This is a genomic window from Klebsiella sp. DY2415 (genome assembly GCF_026314315.1).
GTDB lineage: Bacteria > Pseudomonadota > Gammaproteobacteria > Enterobacterales > Enterobacteriaceae > Klebsiella > Klebsiella ornithinolytica.
Genome location: NZ_CP111115.1, coordinates 4,238,626 through 4,255,655, shown reverse-complemented (window position 1 = coordinate 4,255,655; position 17,030 = coordinate 4,238,626). Strand labels below are relative to the sequence as shown.

General features: G+C 55.4%; 18 protein-coding genes and 1 tRNA gene. 9 read left to right on the top strand and 10 right to left on the bottom strand.

Annotated features, from left to right (window positions below; genetic code table 11):
• Positions 1-26: 26 nt before the first annotated feature.
• Complete coding sequence (locus OQV00_RS20265) at positions 27-836, bottom strand: SDR family oxidoreductase (protein ID WP_160873212.1); 810 nt, start codon at positions 834-836, stop codon at positions 27-29.
• Positions 826-1,449, bottom strand: a complete 624-nt coding sequence (gene tesA, locus OQV00_RS20260) for a multifunctional acyl-CoA thioesterase I/protease I/lysophospholipase L1 (RefSeq protein WP_032689237.1) — start codon at positions 1,447-1,449, stop codon at positions 826-828. Before tesA ends, OQV00_RS20265 begins: the two co-directional genes overlap by 11 nt.
• Here tesA and ybbA point away from each other — a divergent pair.
• Positions 1,420-2,106: a putative ABC transporter ATP-binding protein YbbA gene (ybbA, locus tag OQV00_RS20255; protein ID WP_032716774.1), complete on the top strand. Its 687-nt coding sequence runs from the start codon at positions 1,420-1,422 to the stop codon at positions 2,104-2,106. The two genes, tesA and ybbA, sit on opposite strands and share 30 nt — an antisense overlap.
• On the top strand, positions 2,103-4,517 hold the full coding sequence (gene ybbP / locus OQV00_RS20250; RefSeq protein ID WP_104896515.1) for a putative ABC transporter permease subunit YbbP: 2,415 nt from the start codon (positions 2,103-2,105) through the stop codon (positions 4,515-4,517). Before ybbA ends, ybbP begins: the two co-directional genes overlap by 4 nt.
• Before the next feature lie 151 nt (positions 4,518-4,668).
• Here ybbP and OQV00_RS20245 read toward each other — a convergent pair whose 3' ends face one another.
• Positions 4,669-4,977 carry a monooxygenase gene (locus tag OQV00_RS20245; protein ID WP_064357419.1) on the bottom strand — a complete coding sequence of 103 codons (309 nt, stop codon included), beginning with the start codon at positions 4,975-4,977 and terminating at the stop codon, positions 4,669-4,671.
• Between the two features lie 209 nt (positions 4,978-5,186).
• On the opposite strand from OQV00_RS20245, the gene OQV00_RS20240 reads away from it, so the two are divergent.
• Positions 5,187-6,332 carry a porin gene (locus OQV00_RS20240; RefSeq protein ID WP_266279334.1) on the top strand — a complete coding sequence of 382 codons (1,146 nt, stop codon included), beginning with the start codon at positions 5,187-5,189 and terminating at the stop codon, positions 6,330-6,332.
• A gap of 104 nt (positions 6,333-6,436) precedes the next feature.
• On the opposite strand, the gene mnmH is transcribed toward OQV00_RS20240, so the two are convergent.
• The 5 genes from mnmH to ppiB all read right to left on the bottom strand — a co-directional run bounded on the left by mnmH (position 6,437) and on the right by ppiB (position 10,612).
• Entirely contained in the window at positions 6,437-7,513 is a 1,077-nt protein-coding gene (mnmH, locus tag OQV00_RS20235; protein WP_182924823.1) for a tRNA 2-selenouridine(34) synthase MnmH, read from the bottom strand.
• A gap of 185 nt (positions 7,514-7,698) precedes the next feature.
• Positions 7,699-8,766: a 5-(carboxyamino)imidazole ribonucleotide synthase gene (gene purK / locus OQV00_RS20230; protein ID WP_015585002.1), complete on the bottom strand. Its 1,068-nt coding sequence runs from the start codon at positions 8,764-8,766 to the stop codon at positions 7,699-7,701.
• Positions 8,763-9,272: a 5-(carboxyamino)imidazole ribonucleotide mutase gene (gene purE / locus OQV00_RS20225; protein WP_004858870.1), complete on the bottom strand. Its 510-nt coding sequence runs from the start codon at positions 9,270-9,272 to the stop codon at positions 8,763-8,765. The genes purK and purE overlap by 4 nt, the downstream gene beginning before the upstream one ends.
• Positions 9,273-9,391: 119 nt before the next feature.
• Positions 9,392-10,114, bottom strand: coding sequence for a UDP-2,3-diacylglucosamine diphosphatase (gene lpxH, locus OQV00_RS20220; protein ID WP_004858872.1), 723 nt, complete (start codon positions 10,112-10,114; stop codon positions 9,392-9,394).
• Positions 10,115-10,117: 3 nt separating this feature from the next.
• A complete protein-coding gene (gene ppiB, locus OQV00_RS20215; RefSeq protein WP_004858873.1) occupies positions 10,118-10,612 on the bottom strand; it encodes a peptidylprolyl isomerase B in 495 nt (164 codons plus the stop codon).
• Between the two features lie 174 nt (positions 10,613-10,786).
• Between ppiB and cysS the strand changes: the two genes are divergently transcribed.
• Positions 10,787-12,172: a cysteine--tRNA ligase gene (gene cysS, locus OQV00_RS20210; RefSeq protein WP_004858875.1), complete on the top strand. Its 1,386-nt coding sequence runs from the start codon at positions 10,787-10,789 to the stop codon at positions 12,170-12,172.
• An 89-nt stretch (positions 12,173-12,261) separates the two neighbouring features.
• Here the strand turns inward: cysS and ybcJ are convergent, their stop codons facing one another.
• A complete protein-coding gene (gene ybcJ / locus OQV00_RS20205) occupies positions 12,262-12,474 on the bottom strand; it encodes a ribosome-associated protein YbcJ (protein WP_064357417.1) in 213 nt (70 codons plus the stop codon).
• A 1-nt stretch (position 12,475) separates the two neighbouring features.
• The gene (folD, locus tag OQV00_RS20200) at positions 12,476-13,342 is read right to left on the bottom strand and encodes a bifunctional methylenetetrahydrofolate dehydrogenase/methenyltetrahydrofolate cyclohydrolase FolD (RefSeq protein ID WP_004858880.1); all 867 of its coding nucleotides are present in this window, start codon (positions 13,340-13,342) and stop codon (positions 12,476-12,478) included.
• A 356-nt stretch (positions 13,343-13,698) separates the two neighbouring features.
• Here folD and OQV00_RS20195 point away from each other — a divergent pair.
• The 5 genes from OQV00_RS20195 to OQV00_RS20175 all read left to right on the top strand — a co-directional run bounded on the left by OQV00_RS20195 (position 13,699) and on the right by OQV00_RS20175 (position 17,021).
• Positions 13,699-13,775, top strand: a tRNA-Arg gene (locus OQV00_RS20195).
• 166 nt (positions 13,776-13,941) lie between these two features.
• The gene (locus tag OQV00_RS20190) at positions 13,942-15,156 is read left to right on the top strand and encodes a tyrosine-type recombinase/integrase (protein WP_049088955.1); all 1,215 of its coding nucleotides are present in this window, start codon (positions 13,942-13,944) and stop codon (positions 15,154-15,156) included.
• A gap of 143 nt (positions 15,157-15,299) precedes the next feature.
• The gene (locus tag OQV00_RS20185) at positions 15,300-16,277 is read left to right on the top strand and encodes a hypothetical protein (RefSeq protein ID WP_049088956.1); all 978 of its coding nucleotides are present in this window, start codon (positions 15,300-15,302) and stop codon (positions 16,275-16,277) included.
• A gap of 115 nt (positions 16,278-16,392) precedes the next feature.
• Entirely contained in the window at positions 16,393-16,590 is a 198-nt protein-coding gene (locus tag OQV00_RS20180) for a helix-turn-helix transcriptional regulator (protein WP_049088957.1), read from the top strand.
• On the top strand, positions 16,590-17,021 hold the full coding sequence (locus OQV00_RS20175; protein ID WP_049088958.1) for a hypothetical protein: 432 nt from the start codon (positions 16,590-16,592) through the stop codon (positions 17,019-17,021). The genes OQV00_RS20180 and OQV00_RS20175 overlap by 1 nt, the downstream gene beginning before the upstream one ends.
• Positions 17,022-17,030 lie beyond the last annotated feature (9 nt).

The following is a 17,030-nucleotide window of genomic DNA, read 5'->3' as shown; positions in this document are numbered from 1 at the left end:
ATGGGGGCGACAGCCGGAGCTTCAACTCAGCCCTGGATAATTTTGTCCATCAGTCGCGTCGGCAGCAGGCGTTTGAGCAGCGCCACGGCGTGGGTGACAAGGGTCACCGGATAGCGCAATTGCGGTTTGTCGCTGGTAAAAGCATGGCGCACTTTTTCCACCACCGCTTCCGGGCCGAGGGTAAAGCGTGCGGCGATACCCGGATTCTCCACCGGCTTATCGCGCTGGGTTTGGTTGACGTTGGTGGTAAAACGGGTGGTGATAGGACCGGGCTCAATCAGGCTGACCTTAATGCCGCTATAGCGCAGCTCCATACGCAGCGCATCGGACCAGGCTTCCAGCGCATATTTGCTGGCCGCGTAGGCGCCGCGACCGGGGCTGGAGATGATCCCCATGACCGAGGAGGTCATGACGATACGCCCTTCGCCGTGCGGCTCCATTGCCGGCAGAAGTAACATCGTCAGCTGGTGTGCGCCAAAAAAGTTGGCGGAAAACTGCGCCTCCATCTGTTGACGGCTAATGGTGGCGAGCGGGCCATAGACGCCGTATCCGGCATTATTAAACAGCCCGTACAGGCGATTATTGGTCAAGGCGATGACCTCCGCAGCGGCGCGTTCAACGCTTTGCGGGTCGTCGAGGTCCAGCAAAATACCGGTCAGCCCGAGCTCCTGCATCCGCGCCACGTCATCCGCTTTACGGCAGGCGGCCAGGACGTTAAAGCCCTGGCGTTTTAAATCGAGGGCGCTTTCAAGACCAATACCGCTGGAACAGCCTGTAACTAAAACCGATTTTTGCATAACTTTACCTGCAAGCGACGCCTGAAGATCAGGAGTCATGATTAACTAAGGGTGCCAGCCGGGTTGCCATCCAGTCGGCAATAAAAGGCTGGGCATCGCGATTGGGATGGATGCCATCATCCTGCATCCACTGGGGTTTCAGATAGACCTCTTCCATAAAAAAGGGCAGCAGAGGAATATCAAACTCTTTGGCCAGGGCCGGGTACAGGGCGCTGAAGGCTTCATTATAACGACGGCCATAGTTCGCGGGCAGGCGAATTTGCATCAACAACGGCTGAGCGTTGGCGGCTTTGATATCCTGAATCACCGTCCGCAGAGTCTGCTCGGTTTGCTGGGGCGGGAAGCCGCGCAGCCCGTCGTTGCCCCCCAGCTCGACCAGCACCCAGCGCGGCTGATGCTGTTTGAGCAGCGCCGGGAGTCTTGCCAGTCCTTGCTGCGAGGTGTCGCCGCTGATGCTGGCGTTGATGACCGGCGTTGTGGTCTGCCACTTATCGTTGAGTAGCGCAGGCCAGGCGGCGCTGGCGGCCATGCGATAACCGGCGCTCAGGCTATCGCCAAGAACCAATAGCTTGTCTGCGGCCATGGCGCGGCAGGCAAAAAAAATCAGAAACAGGAAAGGCAAATGCCAGCGGAAAACATACTTGAAGTTCATCATCTTAAGAAGTCCGTCGGTCAGGGAGAGCATCAGCTTTCCATCCTTACCGGAGTTGAGCTGGTTGTCAAACCGGCGCAGACCATCGCCCTGATTGGCGAGTCGGGTTCGGGGAAATCGACCCTGCTGGCGATCCTTGCCGGGCTGGATGACGGCAGCAGCGGCGAGGTCTCCTTACTCGGCCAGCCGCTGCATACGATGGATGAAGAGGCGAGGGCGCGGCTGCGTGCTAAACATGTCGGCTTTGTCTTTCAGTCATTTATGCTGATTCCAACCCTTAATGCTCTGGAAAACGTCGAGCTTCCGGCGCTGCTTCGCGGTGAGACCGATAACCAAAGCCGTGGCAGCGCCCGGGCTTTGCTGGAGCAGCTGGGGCTGGGGAAACGTCTCCATCATCTGCCGGCGCAGCTTTCCGGCGGCGAACAGCAGCGGGTGGCGCTCGCCCGCGCATTTAACGGCCGGCCTGAGCTGCTGTTTGCCGATGAGCCTACCGGCAATCTTGACCGCCATACCGGCGACAAAATTGCCGATCTGCTGTTCTCCCTTAATCGAGAGCATGGTACCACGCTGATTCTGGTGACCCACGATCCGCTGCTGGCGGCGCGCTGCGATCGGCGGCTGCGTCTGGTGGACGGCCAGCTGCGGGAGGAAGCATGATTGCCCGTTGGTTCTGGCGCGAATGGCGCTCGCCCTCGCTGCTGATAGTCTGGCTGGCGCTGAGCCTGGCGGTGGCCTGCGTACTGGCGCTGGGGTCGATCGGCGACCGAATGGAAAAGGGGCTCAGCCAGCAGAGCCGCGAATTTATGGCCGGGGATCGGACGCTGCGCAGCTCGCGCGAGGTGCCTGCGGAGTGGATTGACGAGGCGCGCAGGCTCGGGCTCACCGTCGGAGAGCAGCTGAGCTTCGCCACCATGACCTTTGCCGGCGATACGCCGCAGCTGGCGGACGTGAAGGCGGTCGACGATACCTATCCGCTCTACGGTCAGCTGGAGACGCAGCCGCCGGGCCTGAAACCCCAGGCCGGAAGCGTGCTGCTGGCTCCGCGCCTGATGGCGCTGCTGAACTTAAAAATCGGCGATACACTCGATGTCGGCGATGCCACGCTGCGCATTGCTGGCGAGGTGATACAAGAGCCGGATGCCGGCTTCAACCCTTTCCAGATGGCGCCGCGGCTGATGATGAACACCGCCGATGTGGCGAAAACCGGCGCGGTACAGCCCGGCAGCCGCGTCTCCTGGCGCTATAAGTACGCCGGAACCCCGCAGCAATTGGCGGACTATGAAAAGTGGCTCCTGCCGAAGCTGGGGCCTGAACATCGCTGGATCGGCCTGCAGCAGGACGACAGCGCCTTAGGCAAATCGCTGGAACGCTCGCAGCAGTTTTTGCTGCTGTCCGCGCTGCTGACTCTGTTACTGGCGGTGGCCGCGGTGGCAGTGGCAATGAGCCATTACTGCCGCAGCCGCTATGATCTGGTGGCGATCCTGAAAACCCTGGGCGCCGGACGCGCGCAGCTGCGTAAGCTGATCGTCGGGCAGTGGCTGATGCTACTGGCGCTGGCGGCGGTGGCCGGCGGCGCGATGGGGGTGGGGCTAGAGCAGATTCTGCTGCTGATGCTAAAACCGGTGCTACCGGCGGCCTTACCGCCGGCCAGCGGCTGGCCGTGGCTGTGGGCGATCGGCGCGATGGTGGTGATTTCGCTGCTGGTGGGGTTACGACCTTATCGCCTGCTGCTGGCAACGCTGCCGCTGCGGGTTCTGCGTCAGGATATCGTTGCCAACGTCTGGCCGCTGAAATTCTATATTCCGCTGGTGTGTGCGGTGGTGGTGCTTCTGCTGGCCTGGCTGATGGGCGGAAGCCCGCTGCTATGGGCGGTACTGGCCGGGGCCGTGGTGCTGGCGATGCTGTGCGGCGCGTTGGGCTGGGGGCTGCTGTGGATGCTGAAGCGGTTGACGCTGAAAGCGCTGCCGCTGCGTCTGGCGGTGAACCGTCTGCTGCGCCAGCCGTGGTCAACCCTGAGTCAGCTGGCGGCATTCTCGCTGTCGTTTATGTTACTGGCGCTGCTGCTGGTGCTGCGCGGCGATCTGCTGGATCGCTGGCAGCAGCAGCTGCCGCCGGAAAGCCCCAATTACTTCTTGATCAATATTGCGCCGGAGCAGGTCGCTGCGGTGAAAACGTTCCTCGCCGGACACCATGTTACGGCGACCGAATTTTACCCGATCGTGCGCGCCCGCCTGACGCAAATTAACGGCCAGGCGGCGGAGAGCAATAAAGACGAAGCGTTGAACCGTGAGCTGAATTTGACCTGGCGCAGCGAGCGGCCGGATCATAATCCGCTGGTGGCCGGCAGCTGGCCGCCCAAAGCAGGAGAGGTGTCAATCGAGGAAGGACTGGCGCAGCGGCTGGCGATCAAACCTGGCGATAGCGTGACCTTTACCGGCGATACTCAGGAGTTCAGCGCGACGGTCACCAGTGTACGCAAAGTTGACTGGGAAAGTCTGCGGCCAAACTTCTTCTTTATCTTCCCGCCGAATGCGCTTGACGAGCAGCCGCAGAGCTGGCTGACCAGCTTCCGCTGGGATAACGGCAATACGCTGTTGACGCAGCTTAACCGCGAATTCCCCACCGTCAGCCTGCTGGATATTGGCGCGATTCTCCGTCAGGTGGGTCAGGTGTTGACGCAGGTCAGTCGGGCGCTGGAGGTGATGGTGGTGCTGGTGACCGCGTGCGGCATTTTGCTGCTGCTGGCGCAGGTCCAGGTCGGTATGCGCCAGCGCTATCAGGAGCTGGTGGTCTGGCGCACGCTGGGGGCCGGAAAGTCGCTGTTGCGTACCACGCTGTGGGCGGAGTTTGCGCTGCTGGGGGTGGTTTCCGGAATAGTGGCGGCCATCGGCGCGGAGGTGGCTTTGGCGATGCTACAAACCAAAGTGTTTGATTTTCCGTGGTCGCCGGACTGGCGACTGTGGGTGATGTTACCGCTGTGCGGCGCGCTCCTGCTGTCGTTATGCGGCGGCTGGCTGGGGTTGCGTCTGTTAAAAGGCAAAGCCTTGTTTCGCCAGTTCAGCCAGTGACTGGAGGGAGACCTCATCGGGCAAGCGCCTGGCGACGCTGCGCTTGCCCGAACCGACGGGAAAATAGAGCCTGTTGATATATTGGAACCGTAGACCGGGTCAGGCGTCAGCCGCCGCCCGGCAAAATACGCGCGCTATCGCGAAATAAACGCTATTGCAGATGACCGTGGTTCAGCGCGGTGAGCGGTTCATTGACGTCGAAAACTTTGCTGATAACCTCATCAACGCCGAGTGATTTCAGGCGCGCGGTATGCTTATTGAGATAAGCGAGGGCGGTCTCTTCATCCTCGAAAAGATAGATCCCGCCCGCTTCGTGGTTCTTTTCGCTTTCAGTCCAGACCTTCCAGATAAACCCCGGCTCCTGATTGATGGACTCGGCCAGCTCCACGAGCTGGCGGGACATCTCGCTGCCGAAGGGGCCGTTAAAGGCAAAGTGCAGCTGCAGTAGTTTTTTCGACATGCTTCCTCCATGGATAATGTTTGAGCGGCAGTACTTCATTTTAATGACAGAACGATGAAATGATAATCGCTGACTTTTTAAACGCACAAAATGATAACTCACTGATTTTTAACAGCACTAAACATTAAAAACCCAACAACACGTCATGCCAAATCACGGTTAATATTCAGCTGGAAACTATAAGGTTGCTTATTACTCAAGGAAAAAGCATGGCACATAAAATAAAAGCGCTGGCGGTGACGATCGGCGCAGCACTGGCGTTAACCTCTTTCGCATCCCAGGCTGAGATTACGCTACTGAAACAGGACCCGCAGGCCGGAGATCCGCTGAGCCGCCTCAACTTTACCGTCGGCGGGAGTATTCGTCCGCAGTTCAACATGATGTCCGGCGACGGCGATAAAGGGTCTTATAAACGTAATGGTTTTGATGGCGGGACCCGTTTCCGCTTCGCCGCTGATTATTATCTGTTTGATGATATTAGCTGGATCAGCTATTACGAGCTGGGGGTCAATATTCCGGCGTTGTTTGACTGGGATAACCACTATGCGGAAGGCGCCAATAATACGAGCCGCCGTATGTTGTACACCGGGCTGAAGAGCGACACCTGGGGGACACTAACCTACGGTCAGCAAAACAGTATTTACTACGATGTGGTTGGGGCGAAAACCGATATCTGGGATTACGACATGATCGCCCAGGCGCCGGGTAACGGCATTAACGGCGACTACGATGGTTCGTATCGTTCCCGTAATATGCTGAAATATAAGAAAACGGCGGGTGACGTTGACCTCTATGCTTCTTATTTGTTTGAAGATAATGAATATCTGCCGGGCAATGGCCTGCGCTATAAACGTAAAGGCGGCGGTTCCGTGGGCGTGGATTATCACATCACTAAGGACCTGACCTGGGGGACCGCGTGGAACTACACCCGTGCCGAGATGCACGACCCGTCAACAGCAGACAACAAAACCTATGATCAGAATATCCTCGGTACGGCGCTGAGCTGGAAACCGGATAACTGGACCTTCTCCTTCGGTGGCGGCTGGTATCAGAACTTTATGACCACGAAGAAAACCGATGTTTACGACTATTTCGCCGGGGATGCCTGGGGGATTGAGTACTTCGCCGGTTATACCTTCCCGATTGGTCAGTACGCGGTGAAAACGATTCAGCCGTACTTTATGGGCGATCGCCTGGAGTACGTCAACGGCCGTAACTATCAGCGAATTGATAACGGGCTGGGGATCAGCTTCCAGCTGGATTACGGTTTCCGCGTTGATTATGAGCACGTCTTTACGTCCAGCACCGACAACCTGGGCGATATGAACCTGGTGCGTCTGCGCTACGACTTCTAAGCGGCTGCGACTCCCCGGTGGCGCTGCGCTTACCGGGGTTACAGGCTCACCCATAGCCCCGGCTAAGGCGTCGACGCCGCAAGCCGGGGCTGTAGGGAATTTGATTACTTCGTCAACCAGGAGGCGACGTCATTCCAGCTGCCGCGAAAGATAATTTTTTCCGCTTTTTTGCTCAGCTGATAGCGATACATCGGGTCGTAGTACTCTTTCAACAGCGGCACCAGCCAGGCAAAATGGGCATCGGTCGTAGCATCTCGCTGCTGCGAAGCCAGCGCCTCGTCAAGCAGGGCGGTGAGCTGGGCAAAACGCTGTAGTCCCAGGCGACGGCGAATGGCAAACAGACCGTGATGCAGGTATTCGCTGTACTCCTGCCAGCCTTTCTCTTCACCGTAAGCATCAATAAAATCACGGTGCATACGGTCAAAATACTCTTCCCGCAGGCGCTCCAGGCGGATCTCAAACGGGTCTTCCACTACCGCCAGCGGCGATTGCGCCATGCGCTCACGCATGCATTCCGGCAGGTGGTTCGCGCCGATCATATGTCCTTCATCTTCCAGCACCCAGCGACGATGCTGCCCGGCTTTTTTCAACATCGCCACCGCCAGATGGTTTTCAAATGTTGCCTGGGCGTGCTGGTCACGCAACGTGCGGCCGAACGATGAGCCGCGATGGTGGGCGAGCCCCTCCAGATCGATACCGTCGGGTCGGGAGCAGACCAGCTGGGTCTTGCCGTTGCCGGTACAGCCGCCGATCAGCACTATCGGGCGTTGGACCAGCTCTTCGGTGAACTGGATAGCGGCCTGGCGCAGCGCCTTATAGCCGCCGACGATCAGCGGGTACTCGATGCCGGCCTCATGTAGCCACTGTTGCACGATGTGCGAACGCTGGCCACCGCGGGCGCAGCACAGATAGCCCTGCGGATAACGTAAACAGGCATCACGCCATGCGGCGAGACGCTTTTCCCGCACCTCGCCGTTGACTAACTGATGGCCCAGCGCTAATGCCGCGTCCGCGCCGTGTCGTTTATAGCAGGTGCCGACGGCGGCGCGTTCGGCGTCGTCCATCAGCGGCAGATTCAGTGCCGCAGGAAGTGCGCTTTGGCGGAATTCGATCGGGGCGCGGACGTCAATGATTGGCGTGTTCGCCGTGAGAATGGTGCGGTAATCCGTCCCATTTTTCATGGGTCATCCTTCTGAAGTCAAACTGAAAGCGTCTTTAAAATAAGAAAATCTTTAAAGCAAGGAGGGGATTCTACGCGCCTGAATGTCTGCCGGGGAAGGGCGAAGATCAATTCCCCGGCAAATAGCCGTTTTCATTCGGGCGCACAGGCGGCGGATGCGCCGGGCGCCAGAATGTGTCAGGAGGGTTAAGCCAGCTGGGATTGCGCCCAGAAGATACCGCTGGCGTACTCCGGCGGCAGAATAGGTTTTAAGGCTTCCAGCGTGGCGCTCAGGCGGTCGGTATCGCTGTCGGTCAGGTTAAGGTGACCCACTTTGCGCCCCGGACGCACTTCTTTGTCGTACCAGTGCAGATGCACCAGCGGCAGCTTCAGCCAGTCGTAGTTCAGATCGCTACCGATCAGGTTGATCATCACCGAAGGGCTGTTCACTACCGGCGGCGGCAGCGGCAGGCCGGTAATCGCCCGCAGATGCAGTTCGAACTGGCTGATCGAGGCCCCGTTCTGGGTCCAGTGACCGCTGTTGTGCACGCGTGGCGCCAGCTCGTTAATCAGCAGGCCGTCAGCGGTGACAAAACACTCCATCGCCATCACGCCCACGTAGTTCAGCTCGTTCATAATGGCGGTAAGCATGCTTTCCGCCTGGTCCTGCTGGCGGGCATTGGCCTGCGGGAAGGCGACGCTGGTACGCAGAATGCCCTCCTGGTGCAGGTTGCGGGTAAGCGGGTAGAACACCGTGCTGCCATCCTGCGCGCGGGCGCCAACCAGCGACACTTCGGCGGAAAAGTTGATGCCTTGCTCAACAATACATTCGCCATAGTTTTCATCCGGCAGCTGCGCAATGTCGTTTTCGCGCAGTCGCCATTGGCCGCGACCATCGTAACCGCCCACGCGACGCTTAACGATGGCCAGTTCGCCCAGACGTGCGAATACCGCCGGCCACTCGCTTTTATCAGCCAGCAGCTGCCACGGCGCGGTGGCGAGCTCCAGCTTATCAAACAGCTGTTTTTGCGTCAGACGGTCGGCAATGATCGGGAACACATCGCGGTTAACAAACGCCGGGTGGCGCGCCAGTTCACGCGTGAGCGCCGTTTCCGGCCAACGTTCGATTTCGGCAGTGATCACGCTTTGCTGAAACGGCACCGCTTCAGGATCGGCTTCCAGACCGACTGGCCAGACGGCGATACCCAGCGGTTCACCGGCCTGGCGCAGCATCCGGCCTAGCTGGCCGTTGCCAAGGATGCAAACCTGCTTCATGCCGCACCCCGCGGATCCGGATTCTCCAGCACCTCATCGGTCTGGGCCTGGCGCCAGGCGCTCAGGCGCTGATGCAGTTCGGCATCGTGCACCGCCAGAATCTGCGCCGCCAGCAGGGCCGCATTGGCGGCACCGGCTTTGCCGATGGCCAGCGTGCCGACGGGAATTCCGCGCGGCATCTGAACAATAGAGTAGAGACTGTCTACGCCGCTTAACGCCGCGCTTTGCACCGGCACACCTAATACCGGCACCAGAGTTTTCGCCGCAATCATGCCCGGCAGATGCGCCGCGCCGCCCGCGCCGGCAATAATCACCTGATAACCGTTGCTTTCCGCGTCTTCGGCAAAGCTAAACAGCTTATCGGGCGTCCGGTGTGCGGAGACCACTTCAACATGGTACGGAACGTTCAGGGCATCAAGGATTTCTGCGGTAAACTGCATGGTAGCCCAGTCGCTTTTGGACCCCATCACGATGGCGATACGCGCCGAATTATTGCGGGAAGACATGCGTCTTAAAACTCCTGTGGGTGTGCTTCACACTGCTTTAGAGGCCACAGAGAATAACATGATCTTTCGGCAAGGAAAACGGTTGCGTCACCGGTGATGGGGTGAAAATGCGCTGGAAATTAAAACGGGAATGCGATCAGCTCAACGTCGTCTTTGCTGACTTTGACCATCGACCCTTCGCTGTGCCAGGCGCCGAGGACGACGCGAAATGCCGGTTTGCCGTTGGCCTCTAGCGGGTGGACGGCAGGGCGATGCGTGTGACCGTGAATCAGCCACTGCACCTGATGTCTTTCCAGCGCGTCGACCACGGCCTGCGGATTGACATCCATGATTTCCAGCGACTTGCTGCTGTTGGCCGCTTTGCTGTCGGCGCGCATTCTGGCGGCGATACGGCGGCGAATAAACAGCGGCAGGGCAAGGAACAGACGCTGAATCCACGGTGTATGGACTTTGGCACGAAAAGCCAGATAGCCCGGATCGTCGGTGCACAGCGTATCGCCGTGCATGATCAGGACCCGACGGCCATACAGATCGAGCACGTTTTCTTCCGCCAGCAGCCGCATCCCGCAGGCGCGTGCGAAGCGCTGGCCCACGAGAAAGTCGCGGTTGCCGTGAACAAAATAGCAGGGCACGCCGGATTGAGTTAATGCGTTGATTGCCGAGGCGATTTGCTGATGCAGCGGGTTCGGATCGTCATCGCCAATCCAGGCTTCAAACAGATCGCCAAGGATATACAGCGCGTCCGCCTCGCGGGCTTCGCCGGCTAAAAAGCGTAGAAAACCGGCGGTGATCGCCGGTTCTTCTGTTTGCAGATGCAAATCCGCAATAAAAAGTGTCGCCACGAATTACTCGCTGACGGTGACGCTTTTGATCACCACATCTTCTTTCGGCACATCCTGATGCATGCCGCTGCGGCCGGTAGCCACCGCTTTGATTTTGTCGACCACGTCCATACCTTCAACCACTTCGGCAAATACGCAGTAGCCCCAACCCTGCAGGTTTTCACCGGAGAAGTTCAGGAAGTCGTTATCGACAACGTTAATGAAGAACTGCGCGGTGGCGGAGTGAGGTGCCTGAGTACGGGCCATGGCCAGAGTACCGCGGGTGTTTTTCAGACCGTTGTTGGCTTCGTTCTGGATCGGGGATTTGGTGGTTTTCTGCTCCATGCCTGGCTCAAAGCCGCCGCCCTGGATCATGAAACCGTTGATAACACGGTGGAAAATGGTGTTGTTGTAGAAACCTTCGCGGCAGTAATCCAGGAAGTTTTTAACTGTTTCCGGCGCTTTGTCGTCAAAGGTTTTGATGACGATATCGCCATGATTAGTGTGGAAAGTAACCATTTTTGCATCCTGTTCCGATGATTGTGGTGCTTAAACCCAAAGTTGGGCGTGACATAGGGGGCTGTTATAGCATAACCGCCGGGTTCGATCACCTTGCATTGTGTGCTGCTTCGGGGTTGAATTAAGGTTAGAATACGCGACCTGATATTCACACACGTCTACACGGAATCTTCGATGTTAAAAATTTTTAATACACTGACGCGCCAAAAAGAAGAGTTTAAGCCTATCCATGCCGGGGAAGTGGGCATGTACGTGTGTGGAATTACCGTTTACGATCTCTGTCACATCGGCCATGGCCGTACTTTCGTCTCTTTTGACGTGGTTGCCCGCTACCTGCGTTTTCTCGGCTATAAGCTGAAGTACGTGCGCAACATTACCGATATCGACGATAAAATCATTAAGCGTGCTAATGAGAACGGCGAAAGCTTTGTCGCGCTGGTCGATCGCATGATTGCCGAAATGCACAATGATTTCGATGCGCTGAATATTCTGCGTCCGGATATGGAGCCTCGCGCCACCCATCATATTCCCGAGATCATTGAAATCACTGAACAACTGATCGCCCGCGGTCATGCGTACGTGGCGGACAACGGGGATGTGATGTTCTCGGTACCGACCGATCCGAATTACGGGCAGCTGTCGCGCCAGGATCTGGACCAGCTGCAGGCCGGCGCCCGCGTGGATGTCGTTGACGTCAAGCGTAACCCGATGGACTTCGTGCTGTGGAAAATGTCGAAAGAGGGCGAGCCAAGCTGGCCGTCGCCGTGGGGCAACGGTCGTCCTGGCTGGCACATTGAATGTTCGGCGATGAACTGCAAACAGCTGGGCAACCATTTTGATATCCATGGCGGCGGTTCGGATCTGATGTTCCCGCATCATGAAAACGAAATAGCCCAGTCCACCTGTGCTCACGACGGGGAATACGTTAACTACTGGATGCACTCCGGGATGGTGATGGTTGACCGCGAGAAAATGTCAAAATCGCTGGGCAATTTCTTTACCGTACGCGACGTGCTGAAGTACTACGATGCGGAGACCATTCGCTATTTCCTGATGTCCGGCCACTATCGTAGCCAGCTGAACTACAGCGAAGAAAACCTCAAGCAGGCGCGTTCTGCGCTGGAGCGTCTGTATACCGCGCTGCGCGGTACCGACAAATCGGTAGAGCCGGCCGGCGGCGACGCCTTCGAAGCGCGCTTTATTGAAGCGATGGATGACGATTTCAATACCCCGGAAGCCTATTCCGTGCTGTTCGATATGGCGCGTGAAGTCAACCGCCTGAAGACGGAAGATGTCGCCGCGGCTAACGCCATGGCCGCACATATGCGCAAGCTCTCCGGCGTGCTGGGGCTGCTTGAGCAGGAGCCGGATGTCTTCCTGCAAAGCGGTGCGCAGGCTGACGACGGTGAAGTTGCGGAAATCGAGCGGCTGATTCAGCAGCGTCTGGATGCGCGTAAAGCGAAAGACTGGGCCGCTGCGGATGCGGCGCGTGACCGTCTCAATGAGATGGGGATCGTGCTGGAGGACGGCCCGCAGGGAACCACCTGGCGCCGGAAGTAAGCAATAAAAAAACGCCCGGCTTGCCGGGCGTTTTTATGAGCAATCTTAAACCACCTCCTGTGGAGGTGGCGATCGTTCATTAAGCAGGATCAGGCGATAACGGTGACGCTCTGGCCTTCAAAACTCACCGTCTGACCGGCGACGATTTTGCAGCGTTTACGGGTTTCTACCGCGCCATCCACCTTCACCAGGCCATCGGCAATCGCTATTTTTGCCTGCGCGCCGCTCTCACTCCAGCCTTCCAGCTTCAGCAGATCGCACAGTTCAACGTGTGGGTGTTTGCCCAGAGAAAAATTCGCCATCTCAGGCCTCCTGAATGTCGTGATATTCTTCGCACGCCTGTAGCGTGTTTTGAATCAGTGTAGCAACGGTCATCGGGCCAACGCCGCCCGGGACTGGCGTAATGTATGACGCGCGTTCTGCGGCATCTTCAAAGACGACGTCTCCGACCACTTTGCCGCTTTCCAGACGGTTAATACCGACATCCACAACGATGGCGCCTTCTTTGATCCACTCGCCCGGAATAAAGCCCGGTTTACCGACCGCAACAATCAGCAGGTCAGCATTTTCGACATGCTGACGTAAATTCCGGGTGAAGCGGTGGGTCACGGTAGTCGTGCAGCCCGCCAGCAGCAGTTCCATGCTCATCGGACGGCCGACGATGTTCGATGCGCCAATCACCACGGCGTTCAGGCCATAGGTGTCGATATTGTAACGCTCAAGCAGAGTGACGATTCCGCGCGGTGTGCACGGGCGCAGACGCGGGGCGCGCTGGCACAGGCGGCCGACGTTGTAGGGGTGGAAACCGTCAACATCTTTGTCCGGGGCGATACGCTCCAGTACTTTCACGTTATCAATTCCGGCAGGCAGCGGCAGCTGTACCAGAATACCGTCGATAGTGGTATCGGCATTCAGCGTATCAATAAGCTCCAGTAATTCCGCCTCGCTGGTGGTTTCCGGGAGATCGTATGAGCGGGAGACAAATCCCACCTCTTCACACGCTTTGCGCTTGCTGCCGACATAAATCTGCGACGCCGGGTTACTGCCGACCAGTACAACGGCTAACCCTGGGGCGCGTTTTCCGGCCGCAGTGCGGGCCTTCACTTTTTCCGCAACCTCAGAGCGTACCTGCTGCGCAATCGTTTTACCGTCAATAATTTTTGCTGCCATCAGAGAGAGGATTCCATCTGTATCGTATCGAAAGGGGGATGCGGATATTTTGTCAGAAGCCAGCCTCGCTGTCAGTCCTCGTTTGAGTTTTTATCCCTCTTTGAGCAAACTCAGGGCTAAAAACACCGCTGTTTAAAGGGCTATTGGGGGCATTTTGGGGGCGTCAGGACTCTTTATTGTTATCGCCGATGTATCAGTACTGAAAACCGGCGCCGGGCGATCTTTGCACAACCTTTGTTTTATATGTAGGCAAGTTAGTTATGCTGCCGCAGTTTGATGGCAAAATGCATTGACTCACTGAGCGTTGACCGTATAATTCCAGGCGGTTTCACTCGTCGAAGCATCCGCATTTCAGTGCGCCCTTAGCTCAGCTGGATAGAGCAACGGCCTTCTAAGCCGTAGGTCACAGGTTCGAACCCTGTAGGGCGTACCATATTCATTTCTCTTAACGTCTCTCGAAGTCTACTAAATCCAGCATACACGCGGCATTCGCCAATATCTCATTATCTCAACGTCTACTATAGTCTATTGAAATCCACATTCATGTGGGGGTACATTTGGGGGTAGATTCCTGTTCAATGAAATGAGATACCCCCAAAATGAAGCTCACAGCCCGCCAGGTCGATACATCCAAGCCCAAGGACAAACCCTATAAGCTGTCTGATGGCGGCGGTCTTTACCTGTTGGTGAACCCCAATGGCTCGCGATACTGGCGCCTGAAGTACCGCATCGCTGGTAAAGAGAAGTTACTGGCGTTGGGGGTATATCCTGATATCACTCTGGCGGAAGCCAGACAGAAGCGCGCTGATGCAAAGAAAGTCCTCGCTGCTGGTGGTGATCCGGGACAGGAGAAGCAGGAAGAGAAACAAGCGAAAGAGCAGGCTGTGGCAAACAGCTTTGAGCGCCTTGCCATGGAATGGCATTCCCATAAAAGCACATCGTGGTCAGAAGGCTATGCCGAGCATCTTCTGATGTACCTGAAGAAAGACATCTTCCCCTTCATCGGGCAAAAGGCGATTACGGATATCAGCCAGGTTGAAATGCTTAACACCCTGCGAAAGATGGAACAACGTGGCGTTCTGGATAAACTCAAGAAAACCCGTCAGGCCTGCCGGCAGATATTCACCTATGCCATTATTACCGGTAGAGCGGAGCACAACCCTGTATCCGATCTGGCTGGCGCGCTGAAGTCGCCCAAGCAACAGCACTACCCACACCTTTTAGTTGACCAGATCCCGGATTTTCTCCGTGCGCTAAGTGAATACAGCGGCAGCACCATCACCCGCAACGCCACTCGATTGTTAATGCTTACCGGGCTCAGGACAATTGAGCTCCGTGCCTCTGAATGGGTTGATATCGACTTTGACAAAGGCGTCTGGAACGTCCCCGCAGAGCGAATGAAGATGCGGCGCCCACATCTCGTTCCTATCTCAACTCAGGTTCGCGAACTGCTTGAAGAAATCCACCAGCTTACCGGGCGAGGGAAGTATGTTTTCCCGGGTCGAAATGATGCTGGTAAGCCAATGAGTGAGGCCAGTATTAACCAGGTGATTAAGCGTATTGGCTACGACGGTAAAGCGACCGGGCACGGCTTCAGGCATACCATGAGTACCATACTCCACGAACAGGGCTATAACACCGCCTGGATTGAAACGCAGTTGGCCCACGTCGATAAGAACTCCATCCGCGGGACATACAACCATGCTCAGTATTTGGATGGCCGCCGGGAAATGCTCCAGTGGTATGCCGACTATATGGCGGCTCTTGAGAATGGTGAAAATGTGGTGCATGGCTCGTTCGGAAAACGTGCCTGACTGGATGCATAGACAGTATATACAGACGATAGTAGACTTAGGTAGACAAGCAAAGAATAGGCTATGTCTAGGTTGATCCCCGAAAACCCGTACACCTCTGCGGGCTGGCATAGCCTTCAAGATCAGAGGGTGTGAGGTGGCATGTGATAAAAAGTAAGCTTCTGAAAATAAAAAAATGGATTGATGCTAATGAAGCCGCTGAACGTTTATCCCTATCTCTTGAAGATAAAGTGTCTGCCTTAGACCTTCTAGAGCTAGCATTAGATAAAGAAATTATCTTATCTGTAAAATTCCCCAGAACAAAACATTTTGTCATAAGGGAAGTAAAGGTAGCATCAATGCCTTATGTTAAACGCTTAGAGGAGACTTTCGATTTTTATTTGATGGGTAAGTTCAAGAAGGTAACAGGGTGTCCTGAGAGAGGTAGCTCGGAATATAATTCTTTGTTTGAGGCTTATTTAGTCGATGAATGTTTAAAAAATAACTTTTCTCTTACGCCTTCTAATGAATGTGGTTTGGCGGGAGAGTTTCCTTCTATTTATAATGTCGAGTATGAATATTTCGATTATGCTAAGGACTTGGAATACATGGATGATGTTATTTTTGAACTTCCAATGATTGGTGCTGAGTTTATTGACATAACATCTCTAATTGAAACAAACAAAAAAAGAAAGCCATCTGAATTAATGAATATTGATGGTGTTTTTCTGCGTTCTTCAGATGGTAAGCTTTATAATCTGATGAATCGATTTGACGAAAGTCATGCTTCTATTTTTGATGGCAAAAAAGATGACGGGAAAAATGTTGGCTATCTAGATAATAGAAATTACTATCCTGCCGAAGGCCTGCCTGCTGGATGTGAAATTGGTATTTCACCTGCAAATCTTTTTGATTTTGAAAGGCGACTCTCGGACGATGGAGATGAGATTGATGAAGACATTTCAAACAAAGCGTTAGTTGTTTTAGGCGCAGTTCTTCAAGAAGTTACGGAGCGACCGGTAAAATGGAGTCAAGGGAAGTTAGCTTTATCAATTGATTCTAAAAATATTAGTGGTATGAAGGAAAGAACTGTAAATGGTATCTTTTCTCTTGCTAACAAGGCTTTAAAATCAATTTGTTAGATTTGCATCAAAGGTTTTTTCTTTGTTTGCAATGAGAATTTTTTATTGAGTTGCTGTAATGCCCCAGTCATCTAATGACGTCTAATGCAGGTTATTAATATGTACAGGGGTATATATGTCACAATCTTTTATTCGCCTATCCGAGGTGCTTCGACGCACTGGCTACAGTAAAGCGTGGATTTATCGCCTTCTTAAAGAAAAAAGGTTTCCTCAGCCCGTAAAAATCGGTTCGCGTTCGATCGCATTTGTTGAAAATGAAATTGATGAATGGATTAACCAACGCATTGCTGAATCACGTGGTGAGGTGGCCTGATGCAAAAAGAAAACCGCCCGTTACAGGCGGCTAACACAGATATTCGCGGATCTGATGTTACGCCACCAGCCTGCGCCGTTCAAGCCTCAAGACGTACTCCGAAGAAACACCGCGCCCGTACCTACATGCTGCGCTGTGGGGCTGGTGGGTGGACAGAAAACGATATCCTGCGCAATTGCAACCTCTCATCTGGCCGGAACTATGCCACTGAGGTCGAACGCCGCCTTGATATCACTCTGGAGCGCATCGAGCAGAAGAATCCGGACGGCATCGGTGCACATCTGCGCTACCGGTTTGCCTGCCGCGCTGACGTGTTGAAGGTTATCCAGTACGTCAACCATATGGCCGCTATTAACCAGCACCACGGCCTTTCTGCGCAGGATATTACCGACATTTTGAACCTATACCCGGACAACTTCACCGCCGCATAACGGAGCCAA